This is a genomic window from Aliikangiella litoralis (genome assembly GCF_052495765.1).
Map to the genome: position 1 here is coordinate 3,541,236 of NZ_CP199292.1, position 23,810 is coordinate 3,565,045.

The 23,810-nt window shown below is 36.8% G+C and carries 19 protein-coding genes and 1 tRNA gene; 2 read left to right on the forward strand and 18 right to left on the reverse strand.

Features of this window, described 5'->3' with window-relative positions; all coding sequences use genetic code 11:
- Positions 1-12: 12 nt before the first annotated feature.
- The 13 genes from ACT5E3_RS14650 to ACT5E3_RS14710 form a co-directional block, all read right to left on the reverse strand.
- Positions 13-2,133, reverse strand: coding sequence for a TonB-dependent receptor plug domain-containing protein (locus ACT5E3_RS14650; RefSeq protein WP_444994287.1), 2,121 nt, complete (start codon positions 2,131-2,133; stop codon positions 13-15).
- Between the two features lie 104 nt (positions 2,134-2,237).
- On the reverse strand, positions 2,238-3,791 hold the full coding sequence (locus tag ACT5E3_RS14655; RefSeq protein ID WP_444994288.1) for an ATP-binding protein: 1,554 nt from the start codon (positions 3,789-3,791) through the stop codon (positions 2,238-2,240).
- Between the two features lie 11 nt (positions 3,792-3,802).
- On the reverse strand, positions 3,803-4,723 hold the full coding sequence (locus ACT5E3_RS14660) for an ABC transporter substrate binding protein (RefSeq protein WP_444994289.1): 921 nt from the start codon (positions 4,721-4,723) through the stop codon (positions 3,803-3,805).
- Positions 4,724-4,939: 216 nt separating this feature from the next.
- A tRNA-Pro gene (locus ACT5E3_RS14665) sits at positions 4,940-5,016 on the reverse strand.
- 98 nt (positions 5,017-5,114) lie between these two features.
- Positions 5,115-5,459, reverse strand: coding sequence for a MerR family transcriptional regulator (locus tag ACT5E3_RS14670; RefSeq protein ID WP_444994290.1), 345 nt, complete (start codon positions 5,457-5,459; stop codon positions 5,115-5,117).
- Positions 5,443-5,739, reverse strand: coding sequence for an integration host factor subunit alpha (ihfA, locus tag ACT5E3_RS14675; RefSeq protein WP_444994291.1), 297 nt, complete (start codon positions 5,737-5,739; stop codon positions 5,443-5,445). Before ihfA ends, ACT5E3_RS14670 begins: the two co-directional genes overlap by 17 nt.
- A gap of 2 nt (positions 5,740-5,741) precedes the next feature.
- Positions 5,742-8,120, reverse strand: coding sequence for a phenylalanine--tRNA ligase subunit beta (gene pheT, locus ACT5E3_RS14680; protein ID WP_444994292.1), 2,379 nt, complete (start codon positions 8,118-8,120; stop codon positions 5,742-5,744).
- 96 nt (positions 8,121-8,216) lie between these two features.
- Positions 8,217-9,239, reverse strand: a complete 1,023-nt coding sequence (gene pheS / locus ACT5E3_RS14685; RefSeq protein WP_444994293.1) for a phenylalanine--tRNA ligase subunit alpha — start codon at positions 9,237-9,239, stop codon at positions 8,217-8,219.
- Positions 9,240-9,525: 286 nt separating this feature from the next.
- Positions 9,526-9,882: a 50S ribosomal protein L20 gene (gene rplT / locus ACT5E3_RS14690; RefSeq protein ID WP_444994294.1), complete on the reverse strand. Its 357-nt coding sequence runs from the start codon at positions 9,880-9,882 to the stop codon at positions 9,526-9,528.
- A gap of 17 nt (positions 9,883-9,899) precedes the next feature.
- Positions 9,900-10,097 (reverse strand): 50S ribosomal protein L35, encoded by a 198-nt coding sequence (gene rpmI / locus ACT5E3_RS14695; protein WP_444994295.1) that lies wholly within the window; start codon positions 10,095-10,097, stop codon positions 9,900-9,902.
- 186 nt (positions 10,098-10,283) lie between these two features.
- Entirely contained in the window at positions 10,284-10,748 is a 465-nt protein-coding gene (infC, locus tag ACT5E3_RS14700; protein WP_444994296.1) for a translation initiation factor IF-3, read from the reverse strand.
- A gap of 156 nt (positions 10,749-10,904) precedes the next feature.
- The gene (thrS, locus tag ACT5E3_RS14705) at positions 10,905-12,824 is read right to left on the reverse strand and encodes a threonine--tRNA ligase (RefSeq protein WP_444994297.1); all 1,920 of its coding nucleotides are present in this window, start codon (positions 12,822-12,824) and stop codon (positions 10,905-10,907) included.
- Between the two features lie 293 nt (positions 12,825-13,117).
- Positions 13,118-14,830 carry a bifunctional sulfate adenylyltransferase/adenylylsulfate kinase gene (locus ACT5E3_RS14710; protein WP_444994298.1) on the reverse strand — a complete coding sequence of 571 codons (1,713 nt, stop codon included), beginning with the start codon at positions 14,828-14,830 and terminating at the stop codon, positions 13,118-13,120.
- A gap of 160 nt (positions 14,831-14,990) precedes the next feature.
- On the opposite strand from ACT5E3_RS14710, the gene ACT5E3_RS14715 reads away from it, so the two are divergent.
- Both ACT5E3_RS14715 and ACT5E3_RS14720 read left to right on the forward strand, forming a co-directional pair.
- The gene (locus ACT5E3_RS14715) at positions 14,991-15,374 is read left to right on the forward strand and encodes a VanZ family protein (protein WP_444994299.1); all 384 of its coding nucleotides are present in this window, start codon (positions 14,991-14,993) and stop codon (positions 15,372-15,374) included.
- Between the two features lie 87 nt (positions 15,375-15,461).
- Positions 15,462-16,922, forward strand: coding sequence for a capsule assembly Wzi family protein (locus ACT5E3_RS14720; RefSeq protein ID WP_444994300.1), 1,461 nt, complete (start codon positions 15,462-15,464; stop codon positions 16,920-16,922).
- A gap of 83 nt (positions 16,923-17,005) precedes the next feature.
- Here ACT5E3_RS14720 and ACT5E3_RS14725 read toward each other — a convergent pair whose 3' ends face one another.
- The 5 genes from ACT5E3_RS14725 to ACT5E3_RS14745 form a co-directional block, all read right to left on the reverse strand.
- Entirely contained in the window at positions 17,006-18,406 is a 1,401-nt protein-coding gene (locus tag ACT5E3_RS14725; protein ID WP_444994301.1) for a mannose-1-phosphate guanylyltransferase/mannose-6-phosphate isomerase, read from the reverse strand.
- 198 nt (positions 18,407-18,604) lie between these two features.
- The gene (locus ACT5E3_RS14730) at positions 18,605-19,612 is read right to left on the reverse strand and encodes an NAD-dependent epimerase (protein ID WP_444994302.1); all 1,008 of its coding nucleotides are present in this window, start codon (positions 19,610-19,612) and stop codon (positions 18,605-18,607) included.
- 89 nt (positions 19,613-19,701) lie between these two features.
- Positions 19,702-20,982 (reverse strand): nucleotide sugar dehydrogenase, encoded by a 1,281-nt coding sequence (locus tag ACT5E3_RS14735; RefSeq protein WP_444994303.1) that lies wholly within the window; start codon positions 20,980-20,982, stop codon positions 19,702-19,704.
- Positions 20,983-21,085: 103 nt separating this feature from the next.
- Positions 21,086-22,429: a UDP-glucose dehydrogenase family protein gene (locus tag ACT5E3_RS14740; protein ID WP_444994304.1), complete on the reverse strand. Its 1,344-nt coding sequence runs from the start codon at positions 22,427-22,429 to the stop codon at positions 21,086-21,088.
- 42 nt (positions 22,430-22,471) lie between these two features.
- The gene (locus ACT5E3_RS14745; RefSeq protein ID WP_444994305.1) at positions 22,472-23,749 is read right to left on the reverse strand and encodes a nucleotide sugar dehydrogenase; all 1,278 of its coding nucleotides are present in this window, start codon (positions 23,747-23,749) and stop codon (positions 22,472-22,474) included.
- Between the last annotated feature and the right edge of the window lie 61 nt (positions 23,750-23,810).

Genomic DNA, 23,810 nt, shown 5'->3' on the forward strand with positions numbered 1-23,810 from the left:
GCTTTATATCTATTAGTAAGTCGTACTAATACGCAAATAAACAGCCCTTCCAGCTTGAGGCAAATCGTCAGGAATGTTAACAACTCCCATAGTCATTCCAGCAGAACTAGGCTCTCGAATATCTTCATCCAATAAATTAGAAGCAAGTAACTCAATACGAATATTTTTCTTTGGAATTGAGTAAGCTGTTGATATATTTAGTTGAGTGTAACCATCTAACTTTTCTCGCTGATCACCTGGCACACGATCACGCTTACCAATATGAATTAATTGGCTATTTAATTGCCAGTCAGAGTTAATTGACCACTCCCCTCTCACATAAAACTGTAAGTTTGGATACTCGCCAACATTTTCATTGACAAGCTTATCTTCTGCTTTTACATAAGCAGCATTAGCAACCAACTTAAAATCTTTAATTGCTTTATACTCAATACTTGTTTCCAAGCCTCGACCAGAACGTTTACCAACATTTTGTGCTTTTGCAGTTACCCCATCTTGGTCAGGTACAAATGTGATAAAATCATCAATTTCATAATTAAAAACATTAAAATCTATTGATGTATCTTCAGAATAATTATAATTAAAGGCCAGCTCAAAAGTATCTATAGTTTCAGGATCTAAATCAGAGTTACCGAGCGCTATAGGGTTGTTAACAACTAATGACTCTGCAAAAGCAGGAGCACGAAACGCCTTACCATATAATAACTTGGTTGTTAAATTAAGACTAGATGACCAAACCAAAGCTATACGAGGGTTTAATGTAGCTCCAAAGTCAGTATAGTTATCATAGCGAGCACCAGCAGTTAACTCCCAATCAGGTGCTAATTGCCTTATTACTTGAATATACGCATAGCTACTTTCTCGATCAGCTTCGGGCATATAAACTTCTGATGTATCCGATACATCCTCAATTCCAGTCAACCGCGGGGAAAAATCAGCATAAAAGTTTTTTGTTTCAACGACTTTATACAAATTTTGTCTATCATACCCTACGCCAAATGAAAAATCGGTATTCTGAAACTTTTTATACCTAGCAGATAATTGAAAGTTCGTTTTCTCTTCTTCCCAACCAGGGTTACCAATAAAACCTTCGGGAAAAGTGCCAAAAAAGGAACCTGGAGGAAATAAAACCATATTTTTTTCTATTTCTTGACTAGAACCATAATAAGTTAAGCTCCCCTCAACAAACAAGTTAGATAAGATCTCTCTATTTTTAATAAAAGCTTTTATGATATTTTTATAATTTCCCAAACGGCCAAAGTTATCCAAAGCTTCAGTCCCACCTTGACCAGTGCCAACATTGCTTCGTCGTTGTGTTCCTATTTGTAAACCAAGGAGCGTATTTTCAGCTGACATCCACAAATCAATCGACTCAAAACCAGTTGACAAATGGCCTGGGGCCAAAGAAGCAGCCGGTACACCTAAACCAGATGCCGCAGCATCAATAATCGTTTGTGTATCGGCTTGAACAATTTCTTTTTGACCATCACTTTTTAAAAATTCAACATTTACAGCGATTTTCCAATCTGCAATTTCAACTTGATTGTTAACCCAAAAATTTGTTGTATTAAAGCTTCCAAGCATTCCTCCAACTTCATTTTCAAAGTTGTCCCCTCCTTGTTTAGTAATAATATTAATAACACCGGAAAAAGCATCAGCACCATAAAGAGCAGAGCCAGGCCCACGTATTATTTCAATTCTTTCAATACCATGAACAGGAAACTCTCCCCATACGGTATGATTGTCTCCTCTAACAACACTTTTAGTAGATACTCCGTTAATCATAATCAGAGTTTGAGGGTTAAATGTAGATGTAATACCACGAAACCAAAACTCTGGAGTAAAGTTTTGTCCGCTTTTTGATACATGCAAACCAGGCACTATTTCTAAAACTTCAGCTAGATTCCTAGCCCCAATATTTTTAATATCAGCAGCGGTAATAACGGAAGCGACAGCTGGTGCTTTAGTAATCGCTTTTTTGGTCCCAGTAGCAATACTAACAAAATCTTCGTCACCATAAAAATCAGCTAAATCATATTCACTTTCAGTAAAATCTTCAGAAAAAAGATAACCAGCAAAAAATAAGGGATGGATAATTAGAATTAAAACGATTAGCCGGAGTTTGAACGTCATATAAAGCGCCTGTTATTTTTAATATATTTTGCTACAACAACCTCAAGTATATAATTCTAGCTTAATATTATATTTTCACAAGAAATGTATTACTGAACTCTCAATTACAGCTTTTTAACTATCGGCATTTTCACACTAAATGTTGTACCAACAGACAGTTCACTGTTAACCGTTATTTGTCCATTCATTAAATCGCAAAAGCTTTTTGTTATTGCCATTCCAAGACCAGTACCCTCAAATTTTCTCGTTTGTGCACCATCAACTTGAGTGAACTCTTCAAAAATATATTCTAATTGCTCTTGCGCAATTCCAATACCAGTGTCTTTAACTGAAAAATATAAATTATAAGGATCATTATAAATTTCAAAAATCACTTTGCCTTGTTTAGTAAACTTACAAGCATTGCTCAATAAATTGAGAAAAACTTGCAACATTTTTTGTCTATCAAGCAATAAACTTTTTGATAACTCACCTCGAATTAATTGCAGTTCATTACCATTAGCTTCAGCCATAGGTTGAATCGTTTCTAATGTATCATTGATCAAATATTCCATATCAACAGATTGTAAATATAAATCCATTCGACCAGCTTCAATTTTTGCTAAATCGAGAATATTATTAATCAAACCTAATAAGTGATGCGCGCTACGTATCGCTTTATTTAAATCACTTGCTTGTGAGTCCATACATTCAAATTCAAGCTCTTCCTTAACTAAATCAGTATAGCCAATAATAGCCTGCAATGGCGTTCTCAATTCATGACTAATATTAGCTAAAAATTCAGATTTATGACGGTTAGCAGTTAATGCAGTATCTCTAGCAACTTTTAATTCCTGAGTACGAATTTCCACTTCAGACTCCAGAGTATCACGATGTTTTTCCAACTCTGTATTAGCTTGTTCTAATCGATGCATCATTTGATTATAAGTGCTAGCCATTTGACGAATTTCTGTTGCACCATCGACTTCAGCTCTTAAATATTCTCCATACTTTCCTGCAGTTTCCATCGTGCGAGATAAACCGGTCAATGGTCTGATTAAACGATTAAGTCCTATGCTTATAAAAACAGCTAAAATAACAGTAATAATTATGCTAGTTATAATGTTACTGATAAAAATAGAATGCTGTATTTCACGTAATTCACGCTTATTATATTTGACTAAAACATGACCAATAATTTGTCGATTAATCGCTTCTTCATCAGGTTCAACTGTATCTGAATCAAAATCATCATCTTCAAAGTAGACAGGCGCCCCAAAAGTCCACGAGCTTTCTGATTCTTCAATTAATATCGGAGACTCAGAAAGTTTAGTCATATCGAAGAAAAATTGATCAACCATACTTTTGGCTGAGGTTACTAATACAACCCCTTTAGAATCAAAAATAGCGACGCCATTGACAGATTCAAAACCTATAGCACGATTAACCGCTTCTTGTGCATTTTCTTCACTACCTGTTAATAAGGCTAAAACTGTTTGATCTGAAAAGTTACGTGTAACTTGTAAACCTGTTTCAATTGTAGAATTTTTAACCTTTTCACTCGTTTGCCAAGCAGTTATTATAGAAGTTGTTAGGGCAACAAAAATAACACTTACTAATAAAAATCCCAGTAGTTGACGTTTAAGTGTTGATTGAGTTCCAAATAAATTAGTCGCCATTATTTAAACCTCTACTCGGGAAAAGTTAATTTAAACTGCTTTTTTTGCTCAGAGCTGTATTTCAAGCCTAAGTGCGCAGCAGTTCTCAAATTAACGGCTAGTTGAAGAGACTTCAACACTGCAAATTTTGTTTTATCAGGCGCTTCAGCTATATCCATAATCATTTTATAAAGCTGGTTGCCTAACTTGTAATTATCTGGGTAAGTAGAAAATAAGGCGCCTCGCTTAGCGTGTGAGGGCTTGCTAGAAAAGACAACGATTTCTTTAGACCAAGCTTTTTCTAATATAATGGGTAAGATCACTTTATCGTGTGATGAAACTCTGTCCAGAGGTAACCAAATGGCATCGGTTTTGTTAATTGATGAACTAAATAAGTAATTATAAAACTCAATTGCCTCTGCGGTATTAGCTACCTGTCTAGCATTTAGCTTTAAACCTTGTTTTTTGGCTGCTGTCATAGCAAGTTCAATCATCCATTGACTTTTATGGCTATAAGCAACGTGGATAGTTTTAATAGTAGGAGCAACATCCACTAAATAACCAAACAGATAAGCAGGATCCGAAATTAAACTAATTCCAGACAGACCATTAGGTGAAATAGGAAGAGCCCCCGATATGACGTGAATATCATCTGGGAGTTGTTTGGCTAATTTTAAACCTAATCGACCTAATACAATTACTTTATTAATATTATTTTTTTTTAAACGATCAATAATTAAATTAGTATCAAACTCTTTAGTTAATACATATTGTTTTATACGGTTTTCTGGAACGTCACTTTTAATTCCAGAAATAATTTCTTGATAAATTGAGCGATAAGGTTCTTTGGCATCAGGAAAAAATACAGCAATATTACTAGAGGCACTAGCAAAGGCGATATTTCCCAGACTCAGGAATAAATAAATTAGTATAATTTTTCGAAAAATTGGCAAAAATAAACTTCCTGTTATTTACCTCGTTTAGCAAACTCTTAGTATACATTTTTATTCTATTATTTAGGTATACAGGTTCAAGAAAATTGCGTCAAGAAAATTAATACTTGGTTAAAAATATTTTATATTATTTAATGAAAGATCAGCAACGCATTATAAAATTAAAATCACCTAGCTTGAAGGCATTATGGTTTAATGAATAGCTGAATATGAAATTGGTCGGAGCGAGAGGATTTGAACCTCCGACCACTTGCACCCCATGCAAGTGCGCTACCAGGCTGCGCCACGCTCCGAAAAAGTGATAAACCCAACTTTTAGTGGCCGGAATATTACCTTATTTAAATGACATTGCAAGTGATACTTAAAGTTATTATTCGAATTATTATTTATCTTAATGTTTTAAAATTTTTAAAACATCTTCAAGTTCATTAATAATGACTTGTATAATTTGTGGATCCGTTTCAGTTTCAACCGCTTCTAACTGTTGTCTTGCCCCACCAATAGTAAAACCTTGATCATAAAGAAGCTCACGAATTTCACGAATAACCAATACATCTTCACGTTGGTAGTAACGTCTATTACCGCGCCTTTTAACTGGCTTTAACTGCGGAAACTCTTGCTCCCAATACCTCAACACATGAGGCTTTACCAAGCAAAGCTCGCTTACTTCACCAATAGTAAAATACCTTTTGTCAGGAATCGGTAAAAGTTCGTTATTATTACTTGCTTCCAGCATAGGCTTCTACTCTGGCTTTTAATTTTTGACCGGGCCGAAATGTAACTACACGTCTTGCACTAATAGGGATCTCTTCACCAGTTTTTGGATTTCGACCTGGACGCTGCTTTTTATCTCTTAAGTCAAAATTGCCAAAGCCTGACAATTTCACTTGTTGATTACTAGCCAAAGAATCTCGAATTTCTTCATAAAACCCTTCAACCATCTCTTTAGCTTCCCTTTTATTAAGACCCAAATCTTCAAATAAACGTTCCGCCATGTCTGCTTTCGTTAGTGCCATTGCTAATCCCTCAAAACTGCGTCTAGTTTTTCTGTTAGTACTGAAATAACTCTATCCATTGTTTTTGCTATCTCTGCCTCTTTAAAAGTTCGGTCAGTTCGCTGTAAAGTAAAGCCTATGCCTATACTTTTGTAACCAGGCTCAATTCCCTTGCCCCGATAAATATCAAATATTACTATATTATTTAGCCAATTTTTAGCTGTTTGTCCAATTAAATCAATAATTTGCGAAGAAGTCACGTTTTCTTTAACCAAAATCGCAATATCTCGACGAATGGACGGGAATTTTGATAAAGGGTTAAAGGTTGGCAACTTTCTTGATAATACCTTTTTTAAGTTTAGCTCAAAAACATAAGTTGATTCTTCCAAATCAAACTCACGCTGAGTTTGCGGGTGTAATTTACCGATAACACCACAGACAACGCCATTTCTTAATATTTCAGCAGTCTGTCCAGGATGTAAGCCATCTCGCTGAGCAGCAACAAACTCAAACTGCTCTTTGGCAGCAGTAAGCTCTAATAATGACTCAACATCGCCTTTTAAATCAAAAAAGTCGACGTTTTCATTTACCGCCTCCCAGTTTTCAACAAAGCGCCTACCTGTAATGGCACCTGCTATTACAGGGATCTGCTGTAGCCCACTTTCACCAGGAACAAACTTTAAACCAGACTCAAATAAGCGAATACTGTTATGTTGACGTTTTTGGTTATATTCAACGGCTTTTAGTAAGCCAGGCCAAATCGAAGTTCTCATCACACCCAACTCTGATGATATTGGATTAACCAGAGGCAAAGGTTCAAGTTCGGAATCAATTAACTGTTGTGATTCTTTATCAATAAATGAGTAAGTAATACATTCTTGATAACCTCTATTAGCCAATACTTTTGCCAATTGAAGTTTTTGCAGTCGATTCTCAGGTTGACGAATCATAGACATTTCACTAACCGGCTTTCTACTCGGAACTTTATTGTAGCCATATATCCTTACTAGCTCTTCTATTAAATCAGCTTCAATAGAGATATCAAAGCGTCTACTTGGGACATCAATAAGCCAGCCATCAGGTTCTCTGCTCAGCTTCATATCAAGTCTGGTTAAAATATCTTCAACTTGCTTATCAGAAATAACCACGCCGAGTAATCGCTCAATACGAGCACGCCTTAATTTAACGGTTTTACCTTTAGGAAAATAGGAATCTTCAATTTGATCCACTAATGGACCTGCTTGGCCACCAACAATATCTAATAATAGTTCAGTCGCCCGTTCAATAGTTTCGGCACATAAATTATAGTCAACACCTCTTTCAAAGCGGTGTGATGCATCTGTGTGTAAACCATAATTTCGAGCCTTGCCAGCAATATGTATCGGATCCCAATGGGCGGCTTCGAGTAATAAATCTTTAGTGTCCTCATTAATTCCCGAAAACTTCCCTCCCATTATTCCTGCAATTGAAAGTGCCTTTCTATCATCTGCAACCACTAAAGTTTCAGGTTTTAAATTAAGTTCTTGCTCATTAAGTAAAGTTAGCTTTTCATCTTTGTTTGCATATCGAACAGTGATAGCACCATCAAGGTTATTTAAGTCAAATGCATGCATTGGATGCCCTAACTCAAGCATGACATAATTAGTAACGTCTACGATAGGATCAATACTTCTAATATCTGAGGCTAATAATCGCGCTTTCATCCACTTTGGTGTTTCAGCATTGATATTGACTCCTTTAATAACTCTTGCAACAAATCTCGGGTTAGCTTCAGGGGCATTGAGTTTAATTTCAACTTTATCTTCTATTGTAACTGGAGCAGGAACTACCTCTATAGGTTTCACTGGTGTCTGGGTTAACACACCAACCTCAAAAGCAATACCTTTTAGTCCTAAACAATCACCACGGTTAGGTGTTAAATCGATGTCTATAGCATTATCTTTCAATCCTAAACAATCAACTAATTGGCTACCAATTTTAGCATTCTCAGGCAATTCCATAATGCCATCATGCTCATCTGATAATTGAAGTTCTTTGCCAGAGCAAAGCATTCCATAAGAATGAACACCGCGAAGTTTAGCTTTTTTAATTTTAAAGTCACCCGGTAAAACACAACCAATCGTAGCGACAGCCACTTTAATTCCTTCCCTAGCATTAGGAGCGCCACAAATAATTTGTAGATTTTCTTGCTGTCCAATATTAACAGTGCATACCTGAAGCTTATCTGCTTCAGGGTGTTGCTCAGCTTTTTCAATAAGACCAACCACAATTCCTTCAAGTTCAGCACCCATTGCTTCAACAGCATCGACCTCAAGACCAGCCATTGTTAAAACACTGACTAGTTCATCTGTTGATATGTCAGGGTTAACCCAAGTTCTTAACCAATTTTCGCTAATTTTCATTACCCGGTATCCAATACTTTTAATTACGAAATGATATTTTCGTATAAAACTCGCTATTTACTTCCACAACAACTTACAATTTAAGTTGTTAAATTATTAATTAAACTGTTTTAAAAAACGTAAATCATTTTCAAAAAACAAGCGTAAGTCATTAACGCCATAACGTAGCATAGTCATACGCTCAACGCCCATACCGAACGCATACCCTGTATACTCTTCTCCATCGATACCAACCGACTCAAGTACTTTAGGATGCACCATACCTGAGCCTAAAATTTCTAACCAGCCAGTCTGACTACATACTCGACAACCTTTGCCCGAACACATAACGCACTCTATATCGACTTCCGCAGATGGCTCTGTAAATGGAAAATAAGAAGGGCGAAAACGAACGGCTAATTTTTCATTTTCAAAAAAGTGTTTTAAAAATTCATCAAGCACACCTTTTAAGTCAGCAAAAGAGGTTGTTTTATCAACAAGTAGTCCTTCGACTTGATGAAACATCGGTGTGTGAGTCAAATCAGAATCACATCGATAAACCCGACCAGGCGCAATAATTCTAACTGGAGGCTGAGTTTTTTCCATTGTTCTTATTTGCACAGGAGAAGTATGTGTTCTCAATAAATTTCCATTTCCAAAATAAAAAGTGTCATGCATCGCTCTAGCTGGATGATGACCAGGAATATTTAATGCTTCAAAGTTATGAAAATCATCTTCTACTTCTGGGCCTTCTTCAACTCCAAAACCAATTTGTGCAAAATAATTAACTATTCGCTCTAAAGTTCTGTTGACTGGATGGATCCCTCCAATCTGAGCGTTTCTTCCAGCTAAAGTCACATCAAGTGACTCTTCTTTAAGCTGAGTGTTAATTACGGCCTGCTCAAAAAGCACTTTATGATTATCTATTTTTGTTTGAATCATTTTTTTAGCTTTATTAATTTCCGCTCCACGAAGAGGCCTCTCCTCAGCAGGCAATTGTCCCAAAGATTTTAGTTGCTGAGTAAGTTCTCCTTTCTTTCCTAAAAAATCAACTTTAACTTGCTCAAGTTCTTGCAAATTAGTTGCTTTGGAAACGGCTTCCAACCCTCGTTCAAGAAGTTCATCAATCATACTAGGCATTTAAATTATTCCACTGAAATTATTTTTTCTATACTCGAAAAAATAAATTATATTAATCGTTCACTTTATTAAACCAGCCAACCTATCCACAGATATTTATTCAATCCAAATGTGTGCTGGTAAAATTTCAATAATTTTTCATTCAATCTATCATAGTCATTTGTGGTATTGCTCAAACAACGACGATGTTTTTTTGATTAACTATAAAAAAAGGGAAGGACTCTTGCCCTCCCCTTTAATCGGCTAAATCTAGTTGACTAAAATAGTCTCTAAACTTAGTTAGTGCTTAAGCAAGAGCCGCTTTTGCTTTCTCAACTAAAGCACCAAATGCCGCTTTATCGAAAACAGCAATATCAGCAAGGATTTTACGATCGATTGCAATTGATGCTTTTTTAAGACCATTAATAAACTTGCTATACGATAAACCATTAACTCTAGCTTCAGCATTAATACGTTGGATCCATAAAGCACGGAACTGACGTTTGCGTTGACGGCGATCACGGTAAGCATATTGAGCGGCCTTAGTTACGGCTTGCTTTGCAACGCGATATACACGACTGCGAGCTCCATAATAACCTTTAGCTGCTTTTAAGACTTTCTTGTGACGCTTATGGGCAGTTACACCACGTTTTACTCTAGGCATTTTCTATTCTCCCATTCTTAAGCGTAAGGAATCTGACGATTCAATTGTTCTACATCAGCCGGAGCGACCATTTCCATACCACGCAAATGACGCTTTCGCTTAGAACTCTTCTTAGTAAGAATGTGGCGACGATGCGATTGAGCATGCTTGAAACCACCTTTACCGGTTTTTCTGAAACGCTTTGCAGCGCCACTATCGGATTTAATTTTTGGCATTGCTTTTTTACTCCAATTATCATCTGTAGGTCGTATTTTGAAAATAATAAAAATTATTAACTATACCGTTTGTTACCTAACAGTGCTTACGAAAAAGAAGGCGCAGTTCTTAAAGAAACACACCTCCTCACCAGCTCATACAGGGTTGCCAAAAACCTTGTACGAGCAAAATAGCCAATATTGAGGCTACTTTTTCTTTTTAGGGGCTATCACCATAATCATTTGACGCCCTTCGAGTTTTGGTCTGGCTTCTACCTCACCAAACTCAGCTAAATCTTTTTCGACTCGGCTTAACAGTTCCATTCCAAGTTCTTTATGAGCCATTTCTCGGCCCCTAAATCTCACAGTAATTTTAGTTTTATCACCATCACTGAGAAACTCTTGTAATTTACGCAGCTTTACATTGTAATCGCCAATGTCTGTTCCGGGACGAAACTTTATTTCCTTAACATGAACAATGGTTTGTTTTTTCTTTGCAGCAGCCTTAGCTTTCTTTTGTTCAAAAACAAATTTTCCATAATCCATGATTTTACATACAGGAGGCTCTGCTCCAGGTGATATTTCTACTAAGTCCAACTTTGCATCATCAGCAGCCTGTTGAGCATCTCTGTTAGAAACAACTCCCATTGCACTTCCATCGGGGCCAATCAATCGAACTTCTGGTGCTGTAATATCATCATTTATATTAGCGCGTTGCTCTTTTGTACCCGCTTTTGGTCTTGGTTTTTTAATGTTTTTAATCCTCTATAATTTGTAATACACGTCTATCAAAAATTAACTTTCATAAACATAGCCTAATTCTAGCAATTAATCTTGATAACGTCCCTTTAAAGCGACATCTGCTGACAAGAGTTCTGCAAATGCCTCTAATGATAAACTTCCTAAATCTTTACCTGCACGTGAACGAACCGAAACAGTACCAGTCTCAACCTCTTTATCTCCGACGACGAGCAAATAAGGCACACGCTGCAAAGTATGCTGGCGAATTTTAAAGCCGATCTTCTCGTTTCTCAAGTCCGAATTGACTCTAAACCCCTGAGAATTCAAATATTTTGTACATTTTTGAACATAATCACTCTGTTTATCGGTAATATTTAACAATACCGCCTGATTTGGCGCCAACCAGGGTGGAAATTTTCCTGCATATTGTTCTATTAAAATGCCGATGAATCGTTCTAAAGAACCCAGAATTGCACGATGGATCATTACTGGTATTTTCTTAGTACCATCTTCATCAACATATTCAGCCCCTAATCTTTCAGGCATTGAAAAATCAAGTTGAACAGTACCACACTGCCACACTCTGTCTAAACAGTCACGCAGAGAAAACTCTATTTTAGGCCCATAAAAAGCCCCTTCACCCGGCTGAAGTTCAAACTCGATTCCTTTAGATTTCAAAGCATCAGATAATGCTTGTTCAGATTGATCCCAAACGGCATCAGATCCAACGCGCTTTTCTGGACGAGTAGAGAGCTTTATTTCTATTTGATCAAACCCAAAATCAGCGTAAACTTGATAAATAACATCAATTAATGCTGTCACTTCCTGTTGTACTTGTGCTTCAGTACAAAACACATGAGCATCATCTTGAGTAAAAGCTCTGACTCGCATTAACCCATGCAAGGCGCCCGAAGGCTCATTGCGGTGACATGATCCAAACTCGGCCATTCTTAGTGGTAAGTCTCGGTATGACTTTAAACCTTGATTAAAAATTTGGACATGACCAGGACAATTCATAGGCTTAACAGCGTAAGTTCGACTTTCTGATTCAGTCGTAAACATATCATCATGATATTTTTCCCAATGACCAGACTTTTCCCATAAACTGCGATCCATAATTTGAGGTGCTTTTACTTCTTGATAAGATGTCTCTTTAAGTACATTCCTAATATAAGCTTCTAATTCTTTAAAAATAGTCCACCCATTATGATGCCAAAACACCATGCCAGGGGCATCTTCCTGAAAGTGAAACAATTCCATCGCTTTACCAATTTTGCGGTGGTCGCGTTTTTCGGCTTCTTCTAAACGATGTAAATATTTTTTTAGTTCTTTCTTATTTGACCAAGCAGTACCATATACACGCTGAAGCATTTCATTATTTGAGTCTCCTCGCCAATAGGCACCGGCCAACTTCATCAGTTTAAATGCTTTAATTTTCCCTGTACTGGGAACATGAGGACCTCGACATAAGTCAATAAAATCGCCTTGTCGATAGAGGGATATTTCTTCGCCAGCTGGAATGCTTTCAATAATTTCAGCTTTGTATTCTTCTCCCATATTTTTAAAAAATACAATCGCATCCTCTCGTAGCATTGTCGTTCTTTCAACAGGAAGATCCTTTTTAGCGATCTCTTCCATTTTAGCTTCAATAGCGACTAAATCATCTGGTGTAAAAGGCCTAGAAAAAGCAAAGTCATAATAAAAACCATTGTCAATCACAGGGCCAATTGTTACCTGAGCTTTAGGAAATAAAGCTTGAGTTGCTTGAGCTAATAAATGTGCGCAAGAATGACGGATCACTTCAAGGCCTTCTTCATCTCGCTCTGTCACAAGCGATAATTTGACATCTTTATCGATGATATAGCTGGTATCAACCATTTGACCATCAACTTTTCCAGCTAAAGCTGCTTTAGCTAACCCTGGCCCAATATCAGCGGCAACTTGAAAAACAGTCACAGAATTCTCAAATTCTCTTTGACTACCATCTGGAAGTGTAATTACAGGCATAGTACTTTATTAAACCTTGTTCCGTAAATTAACGAAAAATTTGACCTGAAACAATCTAAATCTCACCCCTAAAAAAGCAAGAAAAGCACCTTGGAAGGTGCTTTAGAATAGGTTTCTAATACAAATATTATAAATTAGGCGGATAATATCTAATATGTCAACATAAAGCAAAGAAAATTACCTTTCAGTTCAAATAGATATGAAACTTTCGCCTTATCTGAGGAGTGGGACATCATAGAAACTATGGTGATTATTAAATCCCCATGATTAAGAGAAAGATGGCTAATTACAAATCACTTGATGTAGCCCATACCTTCCAGCTTTAGAATAATCCTTTGAGCGGCTTCATCAGGAGTACAGTTCACCGTATCAATCGATAATTCAGGTTTCTCAGGCACTTCATAGGGATCACTTATACCAGTAAACTCTTTGATGATTCCTTCACGTGCCATAGCGTATAGGCCTTTTCTATCTCTCTGCTCACAAACTTCAAGACTTGTTGCAACATGAATTTCAATAAAACCTCCTAGTGGAGTTATCATTTCTCTTACTTCTCGCCGAGTTGAACGATAAGGTGCAATTGGCGCACAAATGGCAATCCCGCCATGTTTAGTAATCTCACTTGCCACATAACCAATACGCTGAATATTTAAATTTCTATGTTCCTTCGAAAAACCTAGCTCACTGGATAAGTGTTTTCTAACGACATCGCCATCTAGTAGAGAGATAGAACGGTCCCCCATTTCCATCAATTTGTTCAGTAAGGCATTCGCAATTGTCGATTTACCAGAGCCGGATAAACCAGTAAAAAAGATCGTTAAGCCCTGCTTATGCCTTGCAGGATAACGTTTTCTCAACTCTTTAACCACTTCAGGATAAGAGAACCAATCAGGAATATCCAAACCTTCTGCCAGTCTTAGTCTAAACTCTGTACCTGAAATATTTAAAACAGTTTCACCTTCTTTAATTTCATCGACAGGTTGATACTCTGCTTTTTCTTCAACATAAACCATCATTTGAAAAGGTACCATTTCAATACCTAGTTCTTCTTTAAATTCATTCATCAGGTTCTGAGCATCATATGGTCCGTAAAAATCTTCTCCTTGAGAGTTTTTACCCGGCCCAGCGTGGTCACGACCGACGATAAAATGCGTACAGCCATAATTTTTGCGAATGATTGCATGCCAAACAGCTTCTCTTGGTCCACCCATGCGCATAGCCAATGGTAATAGACTTAAAGTAGTCGTCTGTTCAGGATAGTTTTTGACCAAATGCTCATAACAGCGAACTCGACTAAAATGATCGATATCACCCGGCTTGGTCATACCAACCACTGGTTGAATCAGCAAGTTAGCCTCAACCTGTTTAGCGGCACGAAAAGTTAATTCTTGGTGTGCTCGATGCATAGGATTTCTTGTTTGAAAAGCAACAACTTTACTCCACCCCCATTTTTTAAATTTATCTTGAAGTTCTGCCGGTGTATCACGTAGCATTTTAAAATCATAGTGGCTAGGTCTACTTAACCCTTTCAATTTACCGCCAAGATAAACTTCACCAGCTTGATTAAACAAATAACTGACGGCTGGATGAGTGTGATCATTTGCCCCAAAAACTTTTTCGGCTTCCAAGTTTTTATCTGGTGTCCAACGGTCAGACACTTGCATTATAGCAATAATAACGCCTTCTTCATCTCGCAAAGCAATTTCATCACCCAGGCTAATTTTCTCTGCAAATGATTGGTCAACATCTAAAGTTACAGGCATTGGCCAAAGTACGCCATTAACCAATCTCATTCCATTGACGACAGAATCATAATCTTTCTCTGTCATAAAGCCTTCTAAAGGAGAAAAACCACCATTAAGTAACAGCTCAATATCACAAATTTGACGATGGGTTAAATCCCAAGAAGCAAGCTTTTTAGCTTGTTCTTTTTCCTTTTCAACCAACTCATCGTTCAGATAAAGTTGTTTTAACTCACCACCATGAGCCTGATATTCTGTTTGCATTTTTTCATTCCCGATTTAACAAAATCAATGTTGACTAACTAGTACTGAATACTATCAGGTAACTTCGCTTTGCAAAGATAATTTGTCGGAATGTAGTTATAACTAAACGAATGATGTAATATTCAGCCTCTAATAGCTTTAACATATTATTTACCTTTTTATGCTAAAAAGTATTTTCACCTCAGAAACTTATCAATCCTATTGGAAACTTTTATTCTGGATTATTCTAGCTGCCTTATTGTATTTAACTTTAACACCAAAACCACCTCAACCAATTAGTTTTCATAATATTGACAAACTTTACCACTTTGCTGCATTTGGTGGATTTACCTTTGTATTTGGTATTGCATTTTCAAAAATAAGTTACTGGTATATATTACTGGTTTCAATATTATTGGGAATAGCAATTGAAGTTGTACAAATATATGTTCCAAACCGTGGCTTTAGTATTGCCGATATGCTTGCAGACTTTATTGGTGTCATTGTCGGTATAATTATCTCAAGAGCAATAGTAAAAAAACAAAGTTCAAACAAAAACAGATAACCCCTCTACACTTTCTTACTTGCTATAGTAATTCTTTCAAGTATTATACCTTCAGTAAAAATTGATTCAATTAAAGGTTTTTTTATCTTGTTTAATAAAAATAAAAACTTGATTATTCTCTGGGTAATCACATTATTTATCAGTACTCAAACAATAGCCATATCAAATAACCATTATTTGCCCATAAAGACAGATCCGCTTATAGAATTAGAATTGGAAAAACTAGCTAGTGTTGCTCAAATGCCGCTATTAGCAAAACCTTACCATTTAGCCACAGTGCAACTTTACTTAACTAAAATACAAGAAACACACCCTGTGTTGTTCCAACGTATCAATCAATATATCAAACGATATCGTCGAGAAATGAATTTGACATATTTAGGTACAGAAGTCAGTTACAGTAATGTAGATACGAAAAACCTGCCTAACCAAAGAGGACGCACTTCAGACAGTGAAATTAAAGGGGAAGTTGCAGGCTACTGGCAGTTTAGTGAAAATTTCAATTTATCATTAGGAGGTACTATTTATAATGGTAGTGGAGGCGCTATTCCTAACCACTCTTATCTATCATATTACAATGAGTACTTTCAAGTTGACTTAGGTTACAAAGAGGTTTGGTTTTCTCCTCTACAAGAAAGTGCGATGTTACTTTCCACTCAAGCCAAGCCAATAGCTCGCTTTGCAATCAGCAGCCCTACTCCGTGGACCGACTATCAATTGCGTTATGATATTTCGTTTGGAAAACTAGAAGAAATGGATGGTATAAGTTTTGGTGACAAGCAACATACAGGAGAGCCAGGCTTTCTTGCTATGCATTTTAGCGCACAACCATTTGATTGGTGGACAATAGGTGTGTCAAGAACCATGATGTTTGGAGGTGGCGAAAGAAATGTCACTTTAGGTGACGTATGGGATGCAATTATTGACCCTATCAATAGTGATAATTGCGGGGGAGAATCTGAGCTTCAGGACTGTGACGAAGAGTTTGGCAACCAACAAGCCTCATTATCAAGCAAGTTTGACTTTACTTGGGGCCAACCTATGAGTCTCTATGTCGAACTGGCCGGAGAAGATACGAATGACTTTAAAGCCTATAAGTTGGGTAACAAAGCTTATAACTTAGGTTTTTTTCTACCTTATTTAACAGAAAAATCATCATTACTTCTAGAATATCAACATATTGAAAATGGTTGGTATGTACATCATATATATGCGGAAGGCTACCGCAATGATAAATATAGTATGGGTCATTGGTGGGGCGATGAAAAACTATTTGATGATGGAATTGGCGCAAGGATTTTAACATTAAGATATAACCACGAGTTCAGTAGTGATTACCATGTTGACTTAAAATATGCGGCGATTAAAAATATGAACCTCAGTGACGAGGGTTATAATGATGAATCAAAATATCAACGCGCAAATGAATGGACAATTGGATTAAACCAAATTGAAAGTGCCAGCATATGGCGTTATGAGCTTTACTTAGGTAATGATAGTTTTGGAAAAGACTTTGCCCGCTTTAGCATCAAATATAGTTGGCAATAAAAACAGTATTCAAGTAGCGAATATTTGAGCAACGAGCCAGGCTTTATTTACGCATGACTAGACTCAGCTTGCTCGCCTGCTTTTCACACTCTTCCATAGTCATCTTCCAGTCGAATGATATCATCTTCTCCCAGGTATGAGCCTGTTTGAACCTCTATTAGTTCTAATGGTAGCTTTCCAGGATTTTCCAGTGAGTGTATTTCTCCAATAGGAATATAAGTCGACTCATTTTCAGACACTAAAAAGGAAGTGTTCCCTTTTCTGACTTGGGCAGTACCAGAAACCACAACCCAATGTTCGGCACGATGATGATGCATTTGTACACTAATTTTAGCCCCTGGGTTGACTGTTATACGTTTAACTTGATATCTCTGCCCAATATCAATCGAATCAAACTTTCCCCAAGGCCGACAAACCTCTCGATGAACTTTCCACTCGTTTTGATTATTATTTTTTAAACTTTCAACGATATTTTTAACTTTTTGCACATCTCTTTTCGTTGCAACTAAAATTGCATCTTTAGTATCAACAACCACTATATTTTCTAGCCCCAATATCGAAACTAGGCGCTCTTCAGCTAAAACTAAGCAGTTACGAGAACTCTCAACGATAACATTGCCTATTATGCTATTATTTGATTTATCTTTATTGGCTAACTCCCAAATTGCAGACCATGAACCAATATCGCTCCAACCTGCGTCCATTGAAACCATTGCAGCCGAATCTGTCTGCTCCATTACAGCATAGTCGATAGAATTAGCTGGGCATTTAGAAAAGATAGATACATCAATACGGATAAAGTCAATATCATTAGCAGCCGTTTTTAAACTCTCTCGGCATATATCAAGCATCTTAGAGTTATGCTTTTTCAGCTCTTTTAAATAGCAACTGGCTTTAAACATAAACATACCACTATTCCAAAAGTATTCACCTGAATCGAGATATTCCTCGGCAGTCTTCTGATCTGGTTTTTCAACAAACTTATCAACTTTAAACCCACCTTTTAGAGCACCTCCTTTTTTGATATAACCATAGCCAGTTTCAGCTGTAGTAGGCACAATACCAAAAGTAACTAACTGATCAATAAGTGCTAGTTCAGCCGCTAAGTTTACTGAGCTTTCAAATGCAAAAGTGTCACTTATTACATGATCAGCCGCCAAAACAAGCAAGATTGGATCCTGTCCCTTTTCTAAAGCTTTGAGCGCTGCCAGTGCAATTGCAGGGGCGGTATTTTTGCCTTCAGGTTCTAGAATAATCTGACAGCGTCTTTGAATTTCTCGCATTTGCTCTGCCACTAGAAAGCGATGTTCATCATTGCATATGACTAAAGGATCGGCTAACTCCATATTACTTAGTCTGAGTATAGTATCTTGTAATAATGTATTGTCACCATGTATTTTGAGAAATTGCTTAGGGTGTAATGCTCTCGACATTGGCCACAACCTAGCTCCAGAACCACCAGCTATTATTACAGGTAAAATCATACAATCACCAAATATAAGACATATAAAATAAAATTAGTATTAGCTAATTTTAGAATAGTAAAACAACTGTTACCAGCACAAGAAATAAGCGAAACCGCCTATGTCGAATGCACAATAACAATGTGCAAAAAAAATCCCTCGAAGTTTATAAACTTCGAGGGATTTTATAAGTTAATAATAATTAACTTTATCAAACAATTATTGATTAAAGTATTCTCTGTACCATTCGACAAAATTATTAATCCCTTGCTGAATAGAAGTATTAGGCTTAAAACCAACAGCTGACTCCAACTCAGAAACATCAGCACAAGTCGATGGCACATCCCCCGCTTGCAGTGGCATAAAGTTTTTAATCGCTTTTTTACCAACAGCATTTTCAATGGCTTCAACAAAATCCATTAATTTGACTGGACTATTATTACCAATATTAAACACACGATAGTTGGTATAACTTGTTGCAGGATCAGGTTTATCACCATCCCATTCAGTATTTCCTTCGGGCGGATTATCTAAGACTCTTACAACTCCCTCAACAATATCATCAATATAAGTAAAATCACGGATCATATCACCATTATTAAAAATATTGATGGGTTCATCTTCTAATATACCTTTAGCAAACAAGAATAAAGCCATATCAGGACGTCCCCAAGGACCATAGACAGTGAAAAAGCGTAGACCGGTAGTCTTCATTCCATATAAATGACTATAACTATGCGCCATAAGCTCATTTGATTTTTTACTTGCCGCATATAAAGAAACAGGGTGATCAATATTATGATGCTCTGAAAATGGCTGAAGTGTATTAGCACCATAAACAGAACTTGAAGACGCATAGACTAAGTGATTAATTTTGTTGTGACGGACACCTTCCAAAATATTTAAAAAGCCAATAATATTACTTTCCATATAAACATGGGGGTTTTCTAATGAATAACGTACTCCCGCTTGCGCAGCTAAATTAATAACACCATCAAACTGATTTTGCGCAAATAAAGTTTCCATCGCTTCTTTATCTGCAATATCCATTTTTATAAAAGAAAAACCATCATATTTTTCTAATATTTCAAGACGTGACATTTTGATTTTTGGATCGTAATAATCGTTAATATTATCGATACCAACAACCGTATCACCACGGTCCATTAAATACTTGGATACATGAAAACCGATAAAACCAGCAGCTCCGGTGACTAAAATATTCAAATGATTACTCCAAAAAAATTCTAAATTTAAAAACGTTTCAATAGACCTGATATCGCGTTTTTTAGCTTAACAGACTCAACCGGAAAAAGTTAAATTCTCCAAACATTAACACCTAAGGCTTTTAAATCAGTTCGAGGTAAAATGCCTTTTATATCAAATAGACTTCCACTAGGGCTAAGCATACCAGCAAATTCTTTTGCTGACAGAGCTTTATATTCTTTATGAGCAACAGCTACTAACACCAATTCACAATCTTTAATGGAATCCAAACTCGATAATTCTACACCATAAATCGATTTTGCTTCGCCCGAGTCAGCCATTGCATCATGGACTATAGGTTCAACACCATAACCTCTGAACTCAGCAATTAAATCCTCAACTTTAGAGTTTCGTAAATCTGGACAGTCCTCTTTGAATGTTAAACCTAAGATAGCAACCTTAGCTCCTTTAACTTTACGATCTTGTAAAATGAGCTTCTTAACGCACCTTTCAACAATCAAACGGGCCATTGTATCGTTAATTCGTCGACCGGCCTGAATAACTTCTGGCCTATATCCAACCTGTTCAGCTTTATAGGTAAGATAATATGGATCAACACCTATACAGTGCCCTCCGACCAAACCTGGGCGAAAAGGCAAGAAATTCCATTTAGTTCCAGCCGCCTCTAACACATCAAGCGTATCTATTCCCATTCTCTCAAATATAACAGCTAATTCATTCATTAACGCAATATTTAAATCTCGTTGGGTATTTTCGATAACTTTAGCAGCTTCAGCGACTTTAATGGTCGCAGCTTTATGAACACCAGCAGTTACCACACTCGAGTAAACTTCAGCAACAATATCTAACGTAGCTTGATCTTGTCCAGATACGACCTTAGTAATTTTAGTGAAAGTATGCTCTTTATCACCTGGATTGATTCTTTCAGGAGAATAACCAACAGTAAAGTCTTCTCCGCACTTCAGGCCTGATTCAGCTTCTAGAATAGGCACACAGTCTTCTTCTGTAGCCCCTGGATAGACTGTGGATTCAAAAACCACTATATCACCTTTCTTCAATTGCCCACCGATAGTTCTAGAAGCAGAAAGCATCGGTGTTAAATCTGGTTGATTTGCATGATTTATAGGAGTAGGAACGGCCACAATATGAAAATCAGCCTGCTTCAAATCCTTAGGATCTGCTGTAAATAAAATATCTGAGGCAACCAATTCTTCATCAGTGACTTCTAAAGTTCGATCATGTCCTTTCTTGAGCTCCTCGATGCGAAGCTGGCTCAAATCAAACCCAACTACCTGGTGCGACTTTCCAAAAGCGACGGCAACAGGTAATCCAACATAACCTAAGCCTATTACTGATATTTTTCTATCCATCAATATGTATTCCTGTTAAAACATTGATTTTCTAATTTTGCAATCGGAGAATAATAACATATTTATTATTTTTCGGAACTACCTAACTGTTTTAATAAAATAACTAATTGGGTTCTCTAATTGAACGCCCACGCCCCACCCCATAATAGATAATCCCTTTCTTTTCCATTATTTTAGGGTTATACATGTTTCGACCATCAATAATCAGCTTCTCACTCAAAGAACGAATAATTAATTCAAAGTCTGGGGCCCGAAATTGGCTCCATTCGGTACAAATTACCAACGCATCAGCACCTTTTAGTGCAATTTCTTTAGTACCGGTCAATACTAAATCGTCCCTCTGACCATAAATTCGCTGACATTCATCCATGGCTTCTGGATCATAGGCTTGTATAATTGCACCTGATTCCCAAAGAGATTCCATTAAAACTCTACTTGATGCTTCTCGCATATCATCAGTATTCGGTTTAAAGCTTAGCCCCCAAATAGCAATAACTTTACCCTTAAGTTCTCCTTCAAAGTGGGAACTAAGATACTCAAATAACTTATGCTTTTGTTGATAATTAACCTTCTCTACAGCCTCTAGTAATGAAGGCTGATAACCAACATTATTTGCAGTACGAACTAGTGCTTGTATATCTTTTGGAAAGCATGAACCACCATACCCACATCCAGGATAGATAAATTGATAACCGATTCGAGGATCGGAGCCAATACCATGTCTAACCGACTCAATATCCGCACCTAATTGCTCAGCTAAGTTAGCCATTTCATTCATAAAAGATATTTTAGTTGCTAACATGCAATTAGCTGCATATTTAGTTAGCTCCGCGGAACGAACATCCATAATGATAATCTTGTCATGATTACGATTAAATGGTGCATACAGCTCTCGCATTAATTCTTCTGCTTCACTGTCTTCAGTACCAATAATAATTCGATCTGGACGCAGACAATCATTTACAGCTGCACCTTCTTTTAAAAATTCAGGATTAGAAACTACTTGAAAAGGAAGCTGTTTATTTCTCTCAGACAACTTTGCGGCAATAACTTGTTTTACTTTATCTGCCGTTCCGACAGGCACAGTAGACTTATTGACAACGACTTTTGAAGATTGCATGTAAGTAGCAATTGTTTCTGCAACGGATAAAACATGCTTTAAATCTGCCGTACCATCTTCGTCTGGTGGCGTACCCACTGCAATAAATTGAAGCTCGCCATGCTCAACAGCTATTTCCATATCCGTTGTAAATTGTAAACGCCCTGAAGCATAATTCTCTTCAATCATTGGTGTCAACCCAGGCTCAAATAGCGGACTAATACCTTGCTTTAATGCATTGACTTTATCTCCGTCTACATCAACACAAACCACTTGGTGTCCTACAGAGGCTAACACGGTTCCCTGGACTAACCCAACATAACCAATACCAAAAACCGTAACATTCATAGAACTCTTCCGATAAAATATTGTGTACTATTTAACCTGAGGTTAATTACACTGATATTCAAAAGATTCTCCGCGACCGATACCAAAATATTTAAGTCCAACCGTTTTTACTTGGACTGGATCTAAAATATTTCTTCCATCAAAGATCGCTCTAAATTGAAGCTTTTTATAAAGCTTATTCAAATCAGGGCTCCAGAATTCTTTCCATTCAGTGCAAATCGCTAATACATCAGCTCCTTCCAGAGCATCGTAGCACGATTCTACCAAATGTAAATTTACAGAATTATGAAAAAGTAACCGGATTTTATCTAATGCTAAAGGGTCATATACACTGACAGTTGCGCCCTGAGCTAATAACGCATCAATCAACTTAACGGCAGGGGCACCTTCTATGTTAGAACTTCCGGGTTTAAAAGAAGCTCCCCAAATTGCGATATTTTTACCTTTTAAATCAGTCTCAAAAAATGTCCAAATCTTGCGAAATAATAAATCTTTTTGTCTCTCATTTATTTTTGCAACTACATCTAACAGACCTAAATTATCCTCGCGTGAACGCAGTTTAGAAGCAATTTTTTCTACATTTTGATCTAAAGCTTGTCCGCCATAGCCACAACCTGGATAAAGATAATCACGTCCAATTCTAGGATCACTACCAATACACTCTCGAACGACATCAATATCTACCTGGCTTTTTTCTGCTAAATTAGCCATCTCGTTCATAAAACTTAAGCGAGTCGCCAACATTGCGTTCCCTGCAAAACAAGAAAACTCAGCCTCTCGAGTCGACACTTCTTTGATGACATTTTTTACTCGGTTAAAAGGATAAAAGAGCGATTTGATTTTTGGCAGTGCTTCCTTATTATCACAACCAATAATAATATTATCAGGACGAGAGAAATCTTGAATAGCTCTACCTTCACGGACTAACAAAGGGATACTACATACAAAAGTGGACAGGCTCTTACTCTCTAACATGTTTGAAAATTGATCGACTTCACCTATTTCGGAAGGCGTAAAAATAATAAAAGTAGTCCCTTGTTTAATTGATTTTTCTATAATTTTTTTAAATGTATTAACAACTTGAATTGGTGAAATGTCAGAAATAACGATAAAGTCGTAAACTTTATTAACCTGCGAACCTGCCGATAAGTTGGCTAACCTTTTAGCATCTTGTTGAGCTTGATACAAAGAAAATAATCCCGGCTCCTGCAAACTATTTGAGTTTTCTTTTCCAAAAAAATCAACTAAATTGCCCACAGAAGCAAACAAAGCCGCTACAACATGAGATTGTAAACCATTTCCAAAAACAGCTATTTTCATAAAAATTCTCTATTCTCTAAGTTGAGTTTCGAGTTTCGAGTTTCGAGTTTCGAGTTTCGAG